Here is a 16,580-nt window from a genome sequence, read left to right on the forward strand (position 1 = left end):
CGAGGCTATGCCTGACACTGGAGAGCGTCAAGAAGAATGGACAGTTAATTCAGCGTCCCAAGCCGCGCGGACTAATCCCCGTCGCCGACCAGATTGCCCAGCCCGTGCCGGTGCAGTTTCGAATAGAGCGATTGCCGCGACACGCCCAGAATTTCAGCCGCCGAGGCGCGATTGTCGCTGGTGTATTCGAGTGCCGCCTCGATACAGAGCCGCTCGATCAGGTCGGTCGATTCGCGGACGATGTCTTTCAACGACATGCGCCCGACGAGTTCGGTCAGCTGTTCGACCGAACGCGGCATGTCCTTGGGCTGCGGCGGCAAATCGCGGGCGCGGCGGGCGATGCTGCGGATCGAGAAGCCATAGCCGTCGCCCTCGATGGTCGGGGCCGCTACCGCCGACACTTCGACTTCTTCTACGTTGCCGCCCCGCCCGCGCAGGATCGTCGCGATGTTGCGGACATTGCCGTATTCGCGGATCTGGTCGACGATGAGATCGACGTCGATGCCCGAGCGACCGAGATAGTCTCCAAGCGATGTGCCCTTGAGCCGCGCCGCCGAAACTTCGCCCGCCATATCGACGAAGGCGGCATTGACCGACAGCATCGACAGCTTCGCGTCGGTCAGGACGAACCCGTCGGGCAGCCGCTCGATCAGGTCGCGCATCGGCTGGATGTCGGCCGTGTCGCCGTGCGATTTCGTCAGGAACCGGATCAGGTAGAATGCCGTACGATCCTGCCGGAACGCCATAGCTGACACGCCGATATTCGCCTTACCACCCGCGAGCCGCAGCTGGACCGGCTCCGCCGTGTCGCTCGCTGTCGCCTGCCCGAGGTAGGCGAACAGAGCCTCGTGATCGCTGCTATGGATGAGGCTTGTCAGCGTGCGGTTGACTAGAGCTCCGGGCTTTACCTTGGCCAGCGCCGTCGCCGCCGGATTGGCTTCGCGGATGCGGCGGGTGTCGGCCTCGACGATCATCACTGCTTCGCTGTCCAGATCGAACAGCATCCGGTAGCGCGTTTCGGCCTGACGCAACTTCAGGTAATCGCGCTCAAGCGACTGTTGCGCCTGGATCAGGCGCTGTTGCAGCGCCGCCTGCGCGCGCATGTCCTGCCCGATCGCCACGATATTGCCATCGCTGCCCGACCCGACCGCCAGATAGCGCACCGGCACATCGCCGTCGTTGCTCGGATGGTTGATCTGCCGCCAGCGGGGCACGGCGTCGCTATGCGCCGCCGCCAGCATCTCGGCGATCTTGGGCTGGCTTTCGATATTGGCTAGGTCGGCCCAGTTGCGCCCGATCCAGCCATCCTGTCCGGCCCCGGTGGGATCGCCCGACGCGAACGACACGTCGATGATCCGCCCATCGGATGCCATAATGAGCGCGATATCGCCCGAAGCCGACGCGAGCCGCCCCACGCTCGCCGCCCCGAAGCCGCCAAGCCCCTGTTCGGGGGCGCGGAACCCAACGCCGTTATCCGGCACGATCAAATGCCTTCTTCATCGCCATGCCCTTCACAGTCAGGCGGTGAATACCTCGCGACAGGCATTCGCGGTAACCAGCCGGTCGGCCAAAGCGACCGCCGACTGTGCATCGGCTGCCGTTCCATCGGCACCGACGCGGAGAGCGAGTTGGGGATCGTTCATCAGAACGCGGCCGCCAAGCAATATGCATAGCCGTGGATTTCTCGATACGCTGCGTATCGCCAAAATCAGCGACGGCAGGCGATCCGTATGTACGTCGAGGCTGACGGTCAAGCCGACGAGGTCGTAGCGGTCGGACGCAACGGCAGCGAGCAAGGCTCCCTGTTGTGCCTCAAGCAGCAATTCGGTCGACCAGCCCGCACGTCGAAAGATGTCCTCGACGATCACTGTCCCGAAATTATGCTGTTCGCCCGGCATCGCCGAGAAAACGGCGCGATAGCCACCCGTTGGAAGACCGGGCCGCGCCGGTATCCGCGAGGAAAGTTCGCGAACGACCTCCTGCAGTCGCCAAAGCCCCATGGTGACATCGACGAAATCGCAATCGTCCTGTTCCCACATGATCCCCAGACGTCGAGCAGCAGGGGCCAGAATGTGGACAAGAATCGCTTCGATTTCGGTCCCACTGTCCAGCATCGTATCGAGCCGGTCGAGCAGTTCCTTGGCATCGGCATCGATCGCCATCGCCGCGAACGACAGCGCCTCATCATGCCAGCGGTTCCGGACGTCCACCGGAATCGTATCGGCCAGATGCGCCTCGACCACCCGCGGGATAACGGCCCGTTCGATCAGGTCGGCAAGCGGATTGGCAAAATTCGGCAGCGGCGACGCGCCGACAATTTTGAGGGCAGAAACCGGCGATTGCGGTTCGCGCGGTTCGGGGCCGCGAGGCCCCGCTCCCCGCTTACGACGTGCGACGAAATCGGGGAGGAAGGCACGTGCCTGCTCCATCATCCCGACCACCGATGCCATTCCCGGTTCTCCCGACCGGCCGGATTGCAAACGATATCGCAATCTCATGAGGCGACCCGTTGACTGCCACCTCCAGCGACTCGGGATGCTATGCCCGTTCGAATTGCTTGGCAATTCCCCCGCCACGTTTCGGCACAAAAAAACTGTCGTTTTTCTTTTACGTCAAAAAAGTTTGACACTTTCCAGAGGGTGCGCCAGTCTCGATTTCTGGGTGGAGAGGCGTGTCGCAACCGCAATGACGAGCCGCAGCATATCAGCGCAGCAAAGCGCACGGCAGGGTCTCTACACTGACCAAGAACGTATGCGCCGCGACGCCTCTGTCTGGACGTTGGTTCAGGGCATTCTCGCACCGATCCAGTTCCTCGTCTGCCTCGTCAGCGTTGTCCTCGTGCTGCGGTACCTGACCACCGGTCAGGGACAGGGCGCAGCCGATATCTCCATCATTATCAAGACCTTCACCCTGTACACGATCATGATTACTGGTTCGATCTGGGAAAAGACAGTGTTCGGCAAATGGCTGTTCGCCGAGCCGTTCTGGTGGGAGGACGCGGTGTCGATGATCGTCATCGCGCTGCACACGACCTATCTGGCGATGCTGTTGCTGAACATCGGCACGGTCGAGGCGCGCATGCTCGTCGCCCTCGCCGCCTATGCCACCTATATCGTCAACGCGACGCAATTCCTGCTGAAGCTGCGCGCCGCACGACTCGAAGCTCAGCTGCCCGGCGGGGCCACGGCATGACCGTGATGCCCGCCACCGCCGACCTGCCCGTCCTGCGCGAGCGCGGCCAGCGCGAAGTGTTCTGCGGGCTGACCGGGATCGTCTGGCTGCACCGCAAGATTCAGGACGCCTTCTTCCTCGTCGTCGGTTCGCGGACCTGCGCGCATCTGCTCCAATCGGCGGCGGGCGTTATGATCTTTGCCGAGCCCCGCTTTGCCACCGCGATCATCGAGGAGCGCGATCTGGCGGGCCTTGCCGATGCCAACGAGGAACTCGACCGCGTCGTCGACCGGCTGCTCGCGCGGCGGCCCGACATCAAGATGCTGTTTCTTGTCGGGTCGTGCCCGAGCGAAGTCATCAAGCTCGACCTCAGCCGCGCGGCGCAACGCCTGTCGGTCAAGCACAACCCTGCGGTGCGGGTGCTCAACTATTCGGGCAGCGGCATCGAGACGACCTTCACCGAAGGCGAAGATGCCTGCCTCGCGGCGCTGGTCCCGGAGTGCCCCGCCCCGGCAACGAGCGCCACCGAACTCCTGATCGTCGGCGCGCTGCCCGATATCGTCGAGGACCAGTTCCTCCGCCTGTTTGCCGAGTTGGGTATCGGCCCGGTACATGTCCTCCCCGGACGCCGGGCCGATGCCCTTCCCTCCATTGGGCCGAACACCCGTTATCTGCTCGCGCAACCCTTCCTCGGCACAACCGCGATGGCGCTCGACGATCGCGGTGCGGTGCGGCTCGACGCGATGTTCCCGTTCGGGGTCGAAGGCACGACCGACTGGCTGCGCGCTGCCGCCGATGCGTTCGACATACCGGGAGCCAAATTCGACGCCGTCATCGCCGCCCCGCGCGCCCGCGCCGTCAAAGCCATCGAACACAGCCGCAGCCGCCTCAACGGCAAGTCGATCTTCTTCATGCCTGACTCGCAGATGGAAGTGCCGCTGGCACGCTTCCTCGCCAACGAGCTCGGCATGATCCCGGTCGAAGTCGGCACGCCGTATCTTCACCGCCGCCATCTTGCCCGCGACCTCGCCGCGCTGCCCGCCGGCACGCAGATCAGCGAAGGACAGGACGTCGACAAGCAACTCGACCGTGTCCGTGCGGCCAAGCCCGATCTGACTGTTTGCGGCCTCGGCCTCGCCAATCCGTTGGAGGCAGAAGGGCTCTCGACGAAATGGGCGATAGAACTGGTGTTCTCGCCGATCCACGGCTTCGACCAAGCGGGCGATCTCGCCGAACTCTTTGCGCGCCCGCTGCGGCGGCGCGACGTCTTGAGGGTCTGATGCAACTCGCCGTCTGGACATATGAAGGCCCGCCGCATGTCGGCGCGATGCGCGTCGCGACCGCGATGACCGATATCCATTATGTTCTGCATGCGCCGCAGGGCGATACTTATGCCGACCTGCTGTTCACGATGATCGAGCGGCGCGGCGCGCGCCCGCCCGTGACGTACACGACATTCCAGGCGCGCGATCTGGGCAAGGACACTGCCGAGCTGTTCCAGTCGTCGGCACGCGATGCGTACGAGCGGTTCAAGCCTGCCGCCATGTTGGTCGGCGCGTCGTGCACTGCCGAACTGATCCAGGACGATCCGGCCGGGCTCGTCGATGCGATGAATCTGCCCTGCCCGGTCGTGGCGCTTGAACTCCCGAGCTATAGCCGCAAGGAGAATTGGGGCGCGGGCGAAACCTTCTACCAGCTGGTCCGCAAACTCGCCGATCGCGACGTAGTGCGCGCGCCTGTCGAGGGGCGTCGGCTGCGCGCGAATTTGCTCGGCCCGACCGCGCTCGGATTCCGCCACCGTGACGACATCATCGAAGTGACTACGCTGCTCGACTCGGTCGGGGTCGATGTCCATCTCGTCGCGCCGTTGGGAGCGAGCGCCGCGCAGATCGCCGACATCGGTCGTGCCGATTTCAACGTGCTGATGTATCCCGAAATCGGCGATACCACGGTGCGCTGGTTGGAGCGGACCTTCCGCCAGCCCATCGTCCGCACCGTCCCCATCGGACACGGCGCGACGACCGAATTCGTCCGCGAAGTCGCCGCACTTGCCGGGACCGACCCCGAGCCCGCCATTGCCGCCGCGCAGTCGCGGATGCCGTGGTGGTCGCGCTCGGTCGATTCGAACTATCTGACCGGCAAGCGGGTTTTCATCTTCGGCGACGCAATCCACGCCATCGCCGCTGCCCGCGTCGCACATGAGGAACTCGGTTTCGAAGTCGTCGGCCTCGGCTGTTACAACCGCGAGTTCGCCCGCGACCTGCGCGAGGCAGCGGCTAAATACGGCGTCGAGCCGCTGATTACCGACGACCATATGGAAGTCGAAGACGCGATCATCGCCGCCGCGCCTGAACTGGTGCTCGGCAGCCAGATGGAACGCCACATCGCCAAGCGCCTGCGGATTTCTTGCGCGGTTATTTCGGCACCGGTCCATGTCCAGGACTTCCCCGCACGCCACTCGCCGCAAATGGGCTGGGAAGGCGCGAACGTCCTGTTCGACAGCTGGGTTCACCCGCTGACGATGGGACTGGAAGAGCATCTGCTGACGATGTTCCGCGACGATTTCGAATTCAGCGATGCCAATGGGGCGAGCCATCACGGGGCGGCTGGGCATGCTGCTTCCACCAGCACCCGTCATGCTGAGCTCGTTTCAGCATCCACTCCTCAACCCGAGCAATCGGTTCCGGCGGAGGGGTGGACCCTGAAACAAGTTCAGGGTGACGGCAATCTTTGGGATGCCGCAGCCGAAGCCGAACTCCGCAAAATCCCGTTTTTCGTGCGCGGCAAGGCGCGCAAGAACACCGAACGCTTTGCCGCCGAACAGGGGCTGGCGACGATCAGCCTCGACACCTTGTATGACGCGAAAGCGCATTATGCACGGTAGCCTCGCCCCCAAAGTGCGGGTCGTCATCGTGACGCTCGACAATCATTTGTCGGGTGCGGTCGAGCGCGCCGCGCAGCAGCTGGCGCGCGAAGGCAGTGGCATCAGCATCGCGTTCCACGCCGCCGCCGACTGGGAACGCGCGCCCGACTCGCTTGAACGTTGCAAGGCCGACATCGCCACCGGCGATATCGTTGTTTCGACGATGCTATTCCTCGAAGACCATATCCGCGCCGTCCTGCCCGCGCTCGAAGCGCGCCGCGAGGCGTGCGATGCGATGCTCGGCCTGATGTCGGGGGCCGAGGTGGTGAAGCTGACGCGGATCGGCGGCTACCGGATGGACAAGCCCGCCACCGGGCCGATGGCGCTGCTCAAGCGGCTGCGCGGCAAGCCTGGCAAGGACGGCAAGCCCGCCGCAAGTTCGGGCGCAGGGCAGATGAAGATGCTGCGCCGCCTGCCCAAAATCCTGCGCTTCATCCCAGGTGCCGCGCAAGACGTTCGCGCCTATTTCCTGACGCTGCAATATTGGCTGGCGGGCAGCGACGACAATGTCGTGAACATGGTCCGTATGCTGGTCGACCGTTACGCGGACGGCGAGCGCCGCGACCTGCGCGGGACGATGAAAGCCGACAACCCGGTCGAATATCCCGAGGTCGGCCTCTACCACCCTGCCCTGCCGCTGCGGATCGTCGAGGACGCGAAGGCGCTCCCGGCCAAGGGCAAGACCGGCACGGTCGGCATATTGATGCTGCGCTCGTACATCCTCGGGCGTGACACCGGCCATTATGACGGAGTGATCACGGCGCTCGAAGCAAAGGGCGTCAAGGTCGTCCCCGCCTTCGCCAGCGGCCTCGACAGCCGTCCCGCCATCGAAAAATACTTCATGAAGGACGGCGTCTCGACAGTCGATGCCGTGATCTCGCTGGCCGGCTTCTCGCTCGTCGGTGGCCCCGCATACAACGACACAGCCGCCGCCGAAGAAATCCTGTCGAAGCTCGACGTGCCCTACATCGCGGCGCACCCGCTCGAATTCCAGACGCTGCAGGCGTGGGGCGCAGGGCGGCAGGGGCTGCTCCCGCTCGAAGCCACGATGATGGTCGCCATTCCTGAACTCGACGGCGCGATCATCCCCACCGTGTTTGGCGGGCGGTCGGATGCGTCGGGTGCGGCCTGCACCGGCTGCGCGTGCAACTGCACTTTTCCGGCGTCGAGCCTTGTCCGCGAAATGGTCTCCTGCCCCGAACGCGCCGAAGCGCTGGCAGGCAAGGTCGCTAAAATGATCGCGCTTCGCCGCTCCGAGCGCGCCCAGCGCAAGGTCGCGCTGGTATTGTTCAACTTTCCGCCGAACGCTGGCGCGGTCGGCACCGCCGCGCATCTCGCCGTGTTCGAAAGCGTCCGCGCCACGCTCGTTCGGCTCTACGCCGAAGGTTATGACGTCATCGTGCCGCCAACGGTCGACGCCCTCCGCACCGCGATTCTTAAAGGCAATGCCGACCGCTACGGCGCGGACTGCAACGTCCATGCCCGCATTTCCGCCGACGACCATGTCCGCGACGAGCCGTTCCTGCGCGAAATCGAGAAGGTCTGGGGCCCCGCCCCCGGCAAGGCGCAGGCATCGAGCGGCCATATCCATGTGCTCGGCGCGCAATTCGGCAATGTCTTCGTCGGCGTGCAGCCTGCGTTCGGTTTCGAGGGCGACCCGATGCGGTTGCAGTTCGAGGGCGATTTCGCCCCGACGCATGCGTTCAGCGCCTTCTACCGCTGGATGCGCCAGGATTTCGGTGCCGACGCGATCCTTCACTTCGGCACGCATGGCGCGATGGAATGGATGCCCGGCAAGCAGGTCGGCCTAACCGGCGATTGCTGGCCCGACCGACTGATCGGTGATGTGCCGAACTTCTACCTCTACGCCGCGAACAACCCGTCCGAGGGGATGCTCGCCAAGCGCCGCTCGGGCGCGACGCTCATCTCGTACATCACGCCCGCGCTCGAGGAGGCCGGACTTTACAAGGGGCTGGCCAACCTCAAGGCGCTGGTCGAACGCTGGCGGACCTCGACCGATGCGGAGCGTGTCGGCATCGAGCCGATGATCGTCGCGGCTGCCGCCGAGATGGACCTCGACGCTAGCAATGTCGCCGCGCTTGCCGCCAATCTCTACGACATCGAACGCGCGCTCATCCCGCACGGCCTGCACGTCGTCGGCGCGCCGATGGAAGCGTCGCAGCGTGCGGCGATCCTCGATGCCGCGCCCGAGGCCGACCGCGCGCGGATTAATGCGCTGCTCGACACGAACGGCGAACTCGACGGCATCGTCCATGCACTCGACGCCGGGTTCGTGCGCCCTGCTCCGGGGGGCGACCTGCTCCGCAACGCTGAGGTATTGCCGACCGGACGCAACCTCCACGGCTTCGACCCGTTCAAACTGCCCAGCCGCGTCGCGGTGGCAGAGGGCACCGCGCAGGCGACACAGCTCATCGACCGCCACCTTGCCGATGGCGGTACTTTCCCTGAAACGCTCGCGATAGTGCTGTGGGGCACCGACAATCTGAAAAGCGAAGGCGCGCAGATCGCGCAGGTGCTCGCGCTCATCGGCGCGCGGCCCCGCCACGACGGCTATGGGCGTTTGTCGGGTGCCGAACTCATCCCGCTGGCCGAGCTGGGTCGCCAGCGCATCGATGTTGTCGTCACGCTGTCGGGTATCTTCCGCGACCTGCTCCCGCTTCAGACGCGCATGATGGCCGAAGCTGCGCTGCTTGCGGCGCAGGCCGACGAGCCCGAGGATATGAACTTTGTCCGCAAGCACAGCCTTGCTCATGCCGCCAAGCACGGCTGCGACCTCGAAACGGCTGCGCTGCGCGTCTTCTCGAATGCCGAGGGTGCGTACGGTGCCAACGTCAACCAGCTGATCGACAGCGGCAATTGGACCGATCCCGACGAGCTGGCGAACATGTTCGAGGCCAAAAAAGGCTTTGCATACGGCGTCAAAGGCGCGCCGGTACGCCAGTCCGACTTGTTGCAATCCGCACTCGCCACGGTCGATTTCGCGTATCAGAACCTCGACTCGGTCGAACTCGGCGTCACCACCATCGACCAATATGTCGACGCGCTCGGCGGCATCAGCCGCTCGGTCGCGCGTGCCAAGGGCAAAGCCGCGCCGGTCTATATCGTTGACGCTACGCAAGGCGACGCGAAAGTCCGCACGCTTGCCGAACAAGTCGATCTCGAAACACGCAGCCGCGTCCTCAACCCGAAATGGTATGAGGGGATGCTCGATCACGGGTTCGAGGGCGTCCGCAATATCGAGGCTAGCGTGACCTGCATCTCGGGCTGGTCGGCAACCACCGGACAGGTCAGCCCCTATCTCTATCAGGCGATCAGCGAGACGTTCGTTCTCGACGACGTCATGCGCGAACGGCTCTCGGCATTGAATCCCAAGGCGACCGCCCGCGTCGCAGGGCGGCTGCTCGAAGCCAGCGACCGCCATTATTGGACTCCCGACGCGGCGACCCTCGCCGCGCTCCACGCCGCTTCGGACGCGATCGAAGACCGGCTCGAAGGTATCGCGGCATGAGGAATTTTGCATGGCTTTGATGGACCCACCCGTCCGCGTTCCTGATCGTTTGATGGATAACCTGAAAAAAGGGTTAGACGGCGAAGGGAGCGTGCAGGTCGCGCTCGACGGCGCCGACAAGATCGGCAACGCGAAAGTGTTCGCGGTGTACGGCAAGGGCGGCATCGGCAAATCGACGACCTCGTCGAACCTGAGCGCCGCACTCAGCTTGCTCGGCAAGCGCGTGCTGCAAATCGGTTGCGACCCGAAGCACGACAGCACCTTCACGCTGACCAAGAAGCTGATGCCGACCGTCATCGACGTCCTTGAAACCGTCGATTTCCACCATGAGGAACTCCGTCCCGAGGACTATATGTTCGAGGGGTTCAACGGCGTCATGTGCGTCGAAGCTGGTGGCCCCCCGGCAGGTACCGGCTGCGGCGGCTATGTCGTCGGCCAGACGGTGAAATTGCTCAAGCAGCATCACCTGCTGGAAGAAACCGACGTCGTGATCTTCGACGTGTTGGGCGATGTCGTTTGCGGTGGTTTTGCCGCCCCGCTGCAACATGCCGAGCGCGCTGTTGTCGTCGCGGCGAACGACTTCGACAGCATCTTCGCGATGAACCGCATCGTCGCCGCCATCAAAGCCAAGTCGAAGAACTACGAAGTCCGTATGGCGGGCGTCATTGCCAACCGGAGCGCCGCGACCGACGAGATCGACCGCTTCAACGAAGCGACAGGCCTCAAGACGCTGGCGCACTTCCCCGATCTTGACGCCATTCGCCGCTCGCGCCTGAAAAAGTGCACGATCTTCGAAATGGATACGACCCCCGAGATCGAAGCGGTGAAGGCTGAGTATCTCCGCCTTGCCGCAACATTGTGGGCCGGAACCGACGCGCTCGACGCGATGCCGATGAAGGACCGCGACATTTTCGAGTTTTTGGGCTTCGAATGAGCGGCACGCTTGCCTTTGACGCCCGCCGCGACGCCCTCGAAACCTATTTCGACTCGACGGCTCGCGATGCGTGGGAGCGGCTGACGTCGGACGCCCCGGTCAGCGGCATCCGCGCGACGGTGCGCGCCGGGCGCGACCGGATGCGCGCGACGATCTTGTCGTGGCTGCCTGCCGACATGACCGGCCTGCGCCTGCTCGACGCAGGCTGCGGCACCGGCGCGCTGGCGGTCGAAGCGGCGGCGCGCGGCGCGGAAGTCGTCGCGATCGATGTCGCGGCGGGCCTTGTCGACATCGCCCGCGATCGCGCGCCGAGCGGCATGAACATCGATTGGCGTAGCGGCGACATGCTGAGCGCCGATCTCGGCCGGTTTGACCATGTCGTCGCAATGGACTCGCTGATCCATTACAACAGCACCGACATCATCGCCGCCGTAGAGGCGCTTCGCGCCCGCACCAGCGGCTCCGTGATCTTCACCTTCGCGCCGCGGACGCCGCTGCTCACCGTCATGCACATGGCGGGGCTGATGTTCCCGCGCAGCGACCGCGCGCCCGCGATTATCCCTGTTACCGAGCACAAGCTGCGCGCGCATTTCGGGGCGACCGCAAAGCGCGGCGACCGGATCAGCAGCGGCTTCTATAAAAGCCATGCGCTGGAGGTGCTCCCCGCGTGACCGCCGCCACTCGCCCCTCCTTCTGGAACCGCATCGGCACCCGTTTCCTGCCGTTCGCGGATGCGGCGTCGGCCGAACTGCCCCTGTCGCGTCTGCTGCGCCTGTCGCTGTTTCAGATTTCGGTCGGCATGTGCGCGGTGCTGCTGACGGGCACGCTGAACCGCGTGATGATTGTCGAACTCGGCCTGCACGCCTGGGTTGTTTCCGCAATGGTCTCGCTGCCCCTGCTGTTCGCGCCGCTGCGCGCGCTGATTGGGCACAAGTCGGACCATCACCGCTCGGTTTTGGGCTGGAAGCGGGTGCCGTACATCTGGTTCGGCACGATGGCGCAGTTCGGCGGGCTCGCAATCATGCCCTTTGCGCTGCTCGTCATGACGCTGGACGGCAACAGCGCCATCGTCGGACAGGTCGGCGCGGCGGTCGCGTTCCTGCTGGTCGGGGCAGGCATGCACACGACCCAGACGGCGGGCCTCGCGCTCGCGACCGACCTTGCCGATGAAGACACCGCCCCGCGCGTCGTGGCGCTGCTCTATGTCATGCTGCTGGTCGGCATGATGGTCAGTGCGCTGGTGATGGGCCGCGTGCTGATCGACTATACCCCGACCCGCCTCGCGCAAGTCGTGCAGGGCGCAGCGGTGCTCACCGTGATCTTCAACGTGATCGCATTGTGGAAACAGGAAGCGCGCTCGCGGGTCCGCAGCACGGTTCCCGCCCCAGCCTTCAGCGCCGAATGGCAGCGCTTCATCCGCGAGGGGCGCAACTTGCGCCTGCTGGTCGCGGTCGGCCTCGGCGCGGCTGCGTTCGCGATGCAGGACGTGCTGCTCGAACCCTATGGCGGGCAGATGCTGCACCTGTCGGTCGGTGCGACCACCTCGCTCACCGCGCTCTGGGCGACCGGCACTCTGCTCGCCTTCGCGCTGGCGGCGCGCGCGCTGGGCGGTGGTGGCGAACCGCATCGCCTTGCGGGCTTCGGCTGCGTCGCGGGCATTGCCGCTTTCGCGATGATCATCTTCGCTGCCCCCGCGCAAAACGCCGCGCTGCTCGGCATCGGCGCGGCGCTGATGGGCTTTGGCGGCGGGCTGTTTTCGGTCGGCACGCTGACCGCGACGATGGCGCTGTCGCAGGACGGCAAGCGCTCAGGCCTCGCGCTCGGGGCCTGGGGCGCGGTGCAGGCAAGCTGCGCGGGCAGCGCGATCCTGCTCGGCGGGCTCGTCCGCGATGCGCTCGGCGCGTCGGGCTATGCCACGGTCTACACGGCCGAGATCGTCCTGTTGATCGCCACATTGATTGCTGTGGGGCCGCTCGTGCGCCCCGCCTCCGAAAAGTCGCTGCGTACCAACCGGCCGTTCGGCCTTGCCGAATTTCCGGCCTGAGAAACGAAAGGAAACGCCCATGTCACCCGTGATTTCTGGGAACATCGATGTGGCTCTCATCACGTTGAATGCGTTCGTGCTGTTCTTCATCGGGCTCGTGATCTACCTGAACCGCGAGAGCCGCCGCGAAGGGTTTCCGCTCGAGGACGACTTCGGCGGCAAGATCCACAGCCGTGCGCTGATCCACGATGCCAGCCCCAAGACGTTCAAGCTGCCCTTCGGGCGCGGCACCCGCTCGACAGCGGATTATCCGCGCGAGCCGATCGACCTGCCGGTGGCGCGCGAGCGCTTCCCCGGTTCGCCGCTGCGTCCGACCGGTAACCCGCTGACCGACGGCATCGGTCCGGCGGCCTGGGCGAACCGCGCGAAACTGCCCGATCTCGATATCGAGGGGCATCCGCGCATCGTGCCGCTCGCTTCGACCGACGCCATCTGGATCGACGGGCGCGACCCCGACCCGCGCGGCATGGCAGTGATCGGTGCCGGTGGCGGCCTTGCCGGAACGGTGACCGACATCTGGGTCGACAAGGCCGACCGCCTGATCCGTTACCTCGAAATGGCGGTCAACGGCGTCGCGGGTCAGCATGTGCTGGTCCCGATGACCATGTCGAAAATCAACGGTCGCGCACGACAAGTCGTGTGCGACGCGCTGACCGCGCCGCAGTTCGCCGGCGCGCCGCTCGCCCCGACCACAGGCACGATCACCCTTTATGAGGAAGAACGCGCCCAGGCCTATTTCGGCGGCGGCTACCTCTACGCCACACCCGAGCGGCAGGAACCGTACCTGTGATCGTCGAATATGATGTAGAGCCGGTGCGCGGCTTGCCGGGCGACCTGCCGCAGGGGGAACGCATCCTGTGGCAGGGGTCGCCCGACGCGTGGCGACTGGCGGTGCATGCCTATCACATCCGGGCAGTCGCGATCTATTTCGCGCTGCTCGCCGGATGGGGCGCGGTGGGTGCATTGCGCGGCGTGAACGGTTGGACGGGGACGCTGATGACGCTCGGCATCGGGGCGATCGGCCTCGCGGTCATCGGGGCGATCGCCTGGGGCGCAGCGCGGACGACGGTCTATACGCTGACCAACAAGCGGATCGTGCTGCGCTTCGGCATTGCGCTGCCCAAATGCGTCAACCTGCCGCTCGGGACGATTGCGGCGGCGGACCTTGCGATGCAGGGCAAAGGCATCGGCGACATCGCGCTGCGCCTGACCGAGCAGCAACGGCTCGGCTGGATGCAGCTGTGGCCGCATGCCCGCCCTTGGGCACTTACCGAAGTGCAACCAATGCTGCGCAGCATTTCCGAAGCGGAGAACGTCGCGGGCCTCCTCGCCCGTACGGTCGGCGCGGCGCAGGGGACGCCGGCCGCGGCCACGCCTCCGGTGCTGGCAGTGGCGGCATGAGTCTGGTCAACCACAGCCACGAACAGACGGTGCCGAAGGGCGCAATCTGGTTCGGCGCGGGTGTCATCGCCTTTACGCTGATCGCGGCAAGCGCGGTCCGGTTGGGCTATGCGCCCGTTACAGCCTCGCCGGTGGCGATCCGCACGGCGGCACATCTGACCCCGACGGCAACGCGCAGCCTGAGCTTCGGCGATCAGGCGGGCGGCGGTCTGCTCATCACCGATGCCGCGACGGGCGGCGTGGTCAAGGACATCGCGCCCGGCGAGCCGAGCGGCTTCATCCGCGGCCTGCTGCGCGGTCTCAGCCGCGAACGGCGGATGAAGCACGTCGGCATGACAGTGCCCTACCACCTCGAATCCTGGCCCAACGGCCAGCTCTCGCTGACCGATACCGGCACGGGCCGCAGCATCGAATTGTCGGCGTTCGGTTCGACCAACCGCGCCTTCATGGCGGACCTGCTCAAGTGACGCGCTCCTTCGACACGCCCTGCACGATCGAGGTCGAACATGGCTTCGATCATCTGCACGCGCATGTCGAACTCGACGGCGATGTGCAGATTTACCCGGGGGACAAGGTCCGCGTCCACGGCACCTCGATCCGCCTGCCCTATGGCGAGCGGCTGGTCGAACACCGCATGGCGACCGTCACGCGGGCGACGCCGCTGGGCCGCTTCTGGACCCGGCTCAAGGCACGCTTCGAGATTACCGAATTGTACGAAATCAGCTTTTCCAACGGACGCGCGCTATGAACGACATGACGCACAATTTCGCAACCGCGCAGAACTTCACCAAGGATGACGCGCACGCCATCGCCACGCAGGACACGGTGCTCAGTCCGCGTTTTTACACCACCGATTTCGACGCGATGGACAAGCTCGACGTGTCGCTCGTCCGCCGCGAATGGGATGCGCTGATTGCGGAGATGACCGCCGACCCCAACAAGGAGCATTTCAAGAAATCGGAAAGCTTCGAAGGGCTGATCGATGCGATGGAGCCCAACCTGCGCCGCGAGTTCGTCGATTTTCTCGTGTCGTCGCTGACGTCGGAATTCTCGGGCTGCATCCTTTATGCCGAAATCGCCAAGCGCACGAAAAACCCCGATGCCAAGGCGCTCTACAAGCTGATGGCGCGCGACGAGAGCCGCCATGCCGGCTTCATCAACGACAGCCTGAAGGACGCCGGGATCGGCATCGACCTGAGCTTCCTGACCAAGACCAAGAAATACACCTTTTTCCGCCCGAAATTCATCTATTACGCGACATACCTGAGCGAAAAGATCGGCTACGCGCGCTACATCACGATCTTCCGCCATCTGCAGCGCAACCCGGACCGGATGATCCACCCGATTTTCAACTGGTTCGAACAATGGTGCAACGACGAGTTCCGCCATGGCGAGGCGTTCGCACTGGTCATGCGTTCGGACCCGAAACTGCTGAGCGGCCTCAACAAATTATGGATCCGGTTCTTCCTCGTCGCGGTCTATGCGACGATGTACGTCCGCGATCACGCCCGTCCGCATTTCCACGCCGCGCTCGGCATCGACCCGACCGAATATGATTACACCGTATTCCGCACCTGCTCGGCGATCACGCGGCAGGTGTTCCCGGTGGTGCTCGACAGCGACTCTCCCGTATTCCGCAACCGCATGGAAGCGATCCGCATCGCGCATGTCGAGGGACAGAGCGCCGGTGCGGTCGGACGCCTGCTGAGCAAAGCCAAGATCGGCTACCATATGGTCCGCCTCTATTTCATGCCTACCGAGCACAATGCGCTGCCCGCCAAAGTCCGGCTGGTGCCCGCCTGGTGAGCACGACGGGTCATATCCTGCCGCTCGTTTTCGTGGCGCTGCTGTGGTTCGCCTCCACGGCCCTTGTCGTATGGCTCGATAACCGGCCGACGGTCAGTTTTACCAACAGCCTGACGGTCACTGGCATGGCCGCCTTGTTCGGCGTCGGGATCATTGCGGCGGCAGCACCTTCGGTCACACTGCTCGCCACCTACGCTTCCTTCGTAGCCGCCTTCGCCGTCTGGGGTTGGCACGAGCTGAGCTTCCTGACCGGCACCACCACCGGCCCGCGCCGCACCCCCTGCCCCGACGACGCGCGCGGCTGGACGCGGTTCCGCATGTCGGCAGCTACCGTCATCCACCACGAGCTGGCACTGGTCGCCACGCTGGCTTTGCTGCTCGTGCTGACCTGGGGCAGCGCCAATCCGACCGGCGCTTATGCTTTCGGCATCCTGTTCGCGATGCGCCTGTCGACCAAGTTCAACGTGTTTCTTGGCGTGCCCAATTTCTCGACCGAGATTTTGCCGCCGCAGTTGGCCTATCTGAAGAGCTATTTCCGCAGCCGCCCGTTCAACGCGCTGATGCCTGTCTCGCTCGCGCTCGGGATCGGCACGACGGTTTGGCTCGCCCGGACGGCGCTCGCCAGCACCGGCGATGCGGCGGTGATGTGGTCGTTGCTGACCGGCCTCGCCCTGCTCGGCGTGGTCGAACATCTGTTTCTCGTGCTGCCGCTCCGCGACAGCGCATTGTGGCGCTGGGCAATACCCGCTGCGCCTGTCAAAGAACTCTGAGG

General features: G+C 64.9%; 15 protein-coding genes. 13 read left to right on the plus strand and 2 right to left on the minus strand.

Annotation, left to right across the window (positions count from 1 at the left end; all coding sequences use genetic code 11):
* Positions 1-71: 71 nt before the first annotated feature.
* Complete coding sequence (gene ppsR, locus M0209_RS08225) at positions 72-1,481, minus strand: transcriptional regulator PpsR (protein WP_258887801.1); 1,410 nt, start codon at positions 1,479-1,481, stop codon at positions 72-74.
* A 36-nt stretch (positions 1,482-1,517) separates the two neighbouring features.
* A complete protein-coding gene (locus M0209_RS08230; RefSeq protein WP_258887802.1) occupies positions 1,518-2,450 on the minus strand; it encodes a B12-binding domain-containing protein in 933 nt (310 codons plus the stop codon).
* 235 nt (positions 2,451-2,685) lie between these two features.
* On the opposite strand from M0209_RS08230, the gene bchF reads away from it, so the two are divergent.
* The 13 genes from bchF to puhE are packed head-to-tail and all read left to right on the plus strand — an operon-like array spanning position 2,686 to position 16,578.
* Positions 2,686-3,192 carry a 2-vinyl bacteriochlorophyllide hydratase gene (bchF, locus tag M0209_RS08235; RefSeq protein WP_258887803.1) on the plus strand — a complete coding sequence of 169 codons (507 nt, stop codon included), beginning with the start codon at positions 2,686-2,688 and terminating at the stop codon, positions 3,190-3,192.
* Positions 3,189-4,451: a ferredoxin:protochlorophyllide reductase (ATP-dependent) subunit N gene (locus tag M0209_RS08240; protein ID WP_258887804.1), complete on the plus strand. Its 1,263-nt coding sequence runs from the start codon at positions 3,189-3,191 to the stop codon at positions 4,449-4,451. Before bchF ends, M0209_RS08240 begins: the two co-directional genes overlap by 4 nt.
* Positions 4,451-6,055, plus strand: coding sequence for a ferredoxin:protochlorophyllide reductase (ATP-dependent) subunit B (gene bchB / locus M0209_RS08245; RefSeq protein WP_258887805.1), 1,605 nt, complete (start codon positions 4,451-4,453; stop codon positions 6,053-6,055). The genes M0209_RS08240 and bchB overlap by 1 nt, the downstream gene beginning before the upstream one ends.
* Positions 6,045-9,623 carry a magnesium chelatase subunit H gene (locus M0209_RS08250; RefSeq protein WP_258887806.1) on the plus strand — a complete coding sequence of 1,193 codons (3,579 nt, stop codon included), beginning with the start codon at positions 6,045-6,047 and terminating at the stop codon, positions 9,621-9,623. The genes bchB and M0209_RS08250 overlap by 11 nt, the downstream gene beginning before the upstream one ends.
* Before the next feature lie 52 nt (positions 9,624-9,675).
* On the plus strand, positions 9,676-10,557 hold the full coding sequence (gene bchL / locus M0209_RS08255; protein ID WP_258887807.1) for a ferredoxin:protochlorophyllide reductase (ATP-dependent) iron-sulfur ATP-binding protein: 882 nt from the start codon (positions 9,676-9,678) through the stop codon (positions 10,555-10,557).
* Positions 10,554-11,228, plus strand: coding sequence for a magnesium protoporphyrin IX methyltransferase (gene bchM, locus M0209_RS08260; RefSeq protein WP_258887808.1), 675 nt, complete (start codon positions 10,554-10,556; stop codon positions 11,226-11,228). The genes bchL and bchM overlap by 4 nt, the downstream gene beginning before the upstream one ends.
* Positions 11,225-12,601 (plus strand): PucC family protein, encoded by a 1,377-nt coding sequence (locus M0209_RS08265; protein WP_258887809.1) that lies wholly within the window; start codon positions 11,225-11,227, stop codon positions 12,599-12,601. Before bchM ends, M0209_RS08265 begins: the two co-directional genes overlap by 4 nt.
* Positions 12,602-12,620: 19 nt before the next feature.
* On the plus strand, positions 12,621-13,391 hold the full coding sequence (gene puhA, locus M0209_RS08270) for a photosynthetic reaction center subunit H (RefSeq protein ID WP_258887810.1): 771 nt from the start codon (positions 12,621-12,623) through the stop codon (positions 13,389-13,391).
* Positions 13,388-14,002: a photosynthetic complex putative assembly protein PuhB gene (puhB, locus tag M0209_RS08275; protein WP_258887811.1), complete on the plus strand. Its 615-nt coding sequence runs from the start codon at positions 13,388-13,390 to the stop codon at positions 14,000-14,002. Before puhA ends, puhB begins: the two co-directional genes overlap by 4 nt.
* The gene (puhC, locus tag M0209_RS08280) at positions 13,999-14,469 is read left to right on the plus strand and encodes a photosynthetic complex assembly protein PuhC (RefSeq protein WP_258887812.1); all 471 of its coding nucleotides are present in this window, start codon (positions 13,999-14,001) and stop codon (positions 14,467-14,469) included. The genes puhB and puhC overlap by 4 nt, the downstream gene beginning before the upstream one ends.
* The gene (locus M0209_RS08285; protein ID WP_258887813.1) at positions 14,466-14,750 is read left to right on the plus strand and encodes a hypothetical protein; all 285 of its coding nucleotides are present in this window, start codon (positions 14,466-14,468) and stop codon (positions 14,748-14,750) included. Before puhC ends, M0209_RS08285 begins: the two co-directional genes overlap by 4 nt.
* On the plus strand, positions 14,747-15,808 hold the full coding sequence (acsF, locus tag M0209_RS08290; RefSeq protein WP_408988192.1) for a magnesium-protoporphyrin IX monomethyl ester (oxidative) cyclase: 1,062 nt from the start codon (positions 14,747-14,749) through the stop codon (positions 15,806-15,808). The genes M0209_RS08285 and acsF overlap by 4 nt, the downstream gene beginning before the upstream one ends.
* Positions 15,805-16,578 carry a putative photosynthetic complex assembly protein PuhE gene (gene puhE / locus M0209_RS08295; RefSeq protein ID WP_258887814.1) on the plus strand — a complete coding sequence of 258 codons (774 nt, stop codon included), beginning with the start codon at positions 15,805-15,807 and terminating at the stop codon, positions 16,576-16,578. The genes acsF and puhE overlap by 4 nt, the downstream gene beginning before the upstream one ends.
* Positions 16,579-16,580 lie beyond the last annotated feature (2 nt).

It is taken from the genome of Sphingomonas sp. SUN039 (genome assembly GCF_024758725.1).
Lineage (GTDB): Bacteria > Pseudomonadota > Alphaproteobacteria > Sphingomonadales > Sphingomonadaceae > Sphingomonas_O.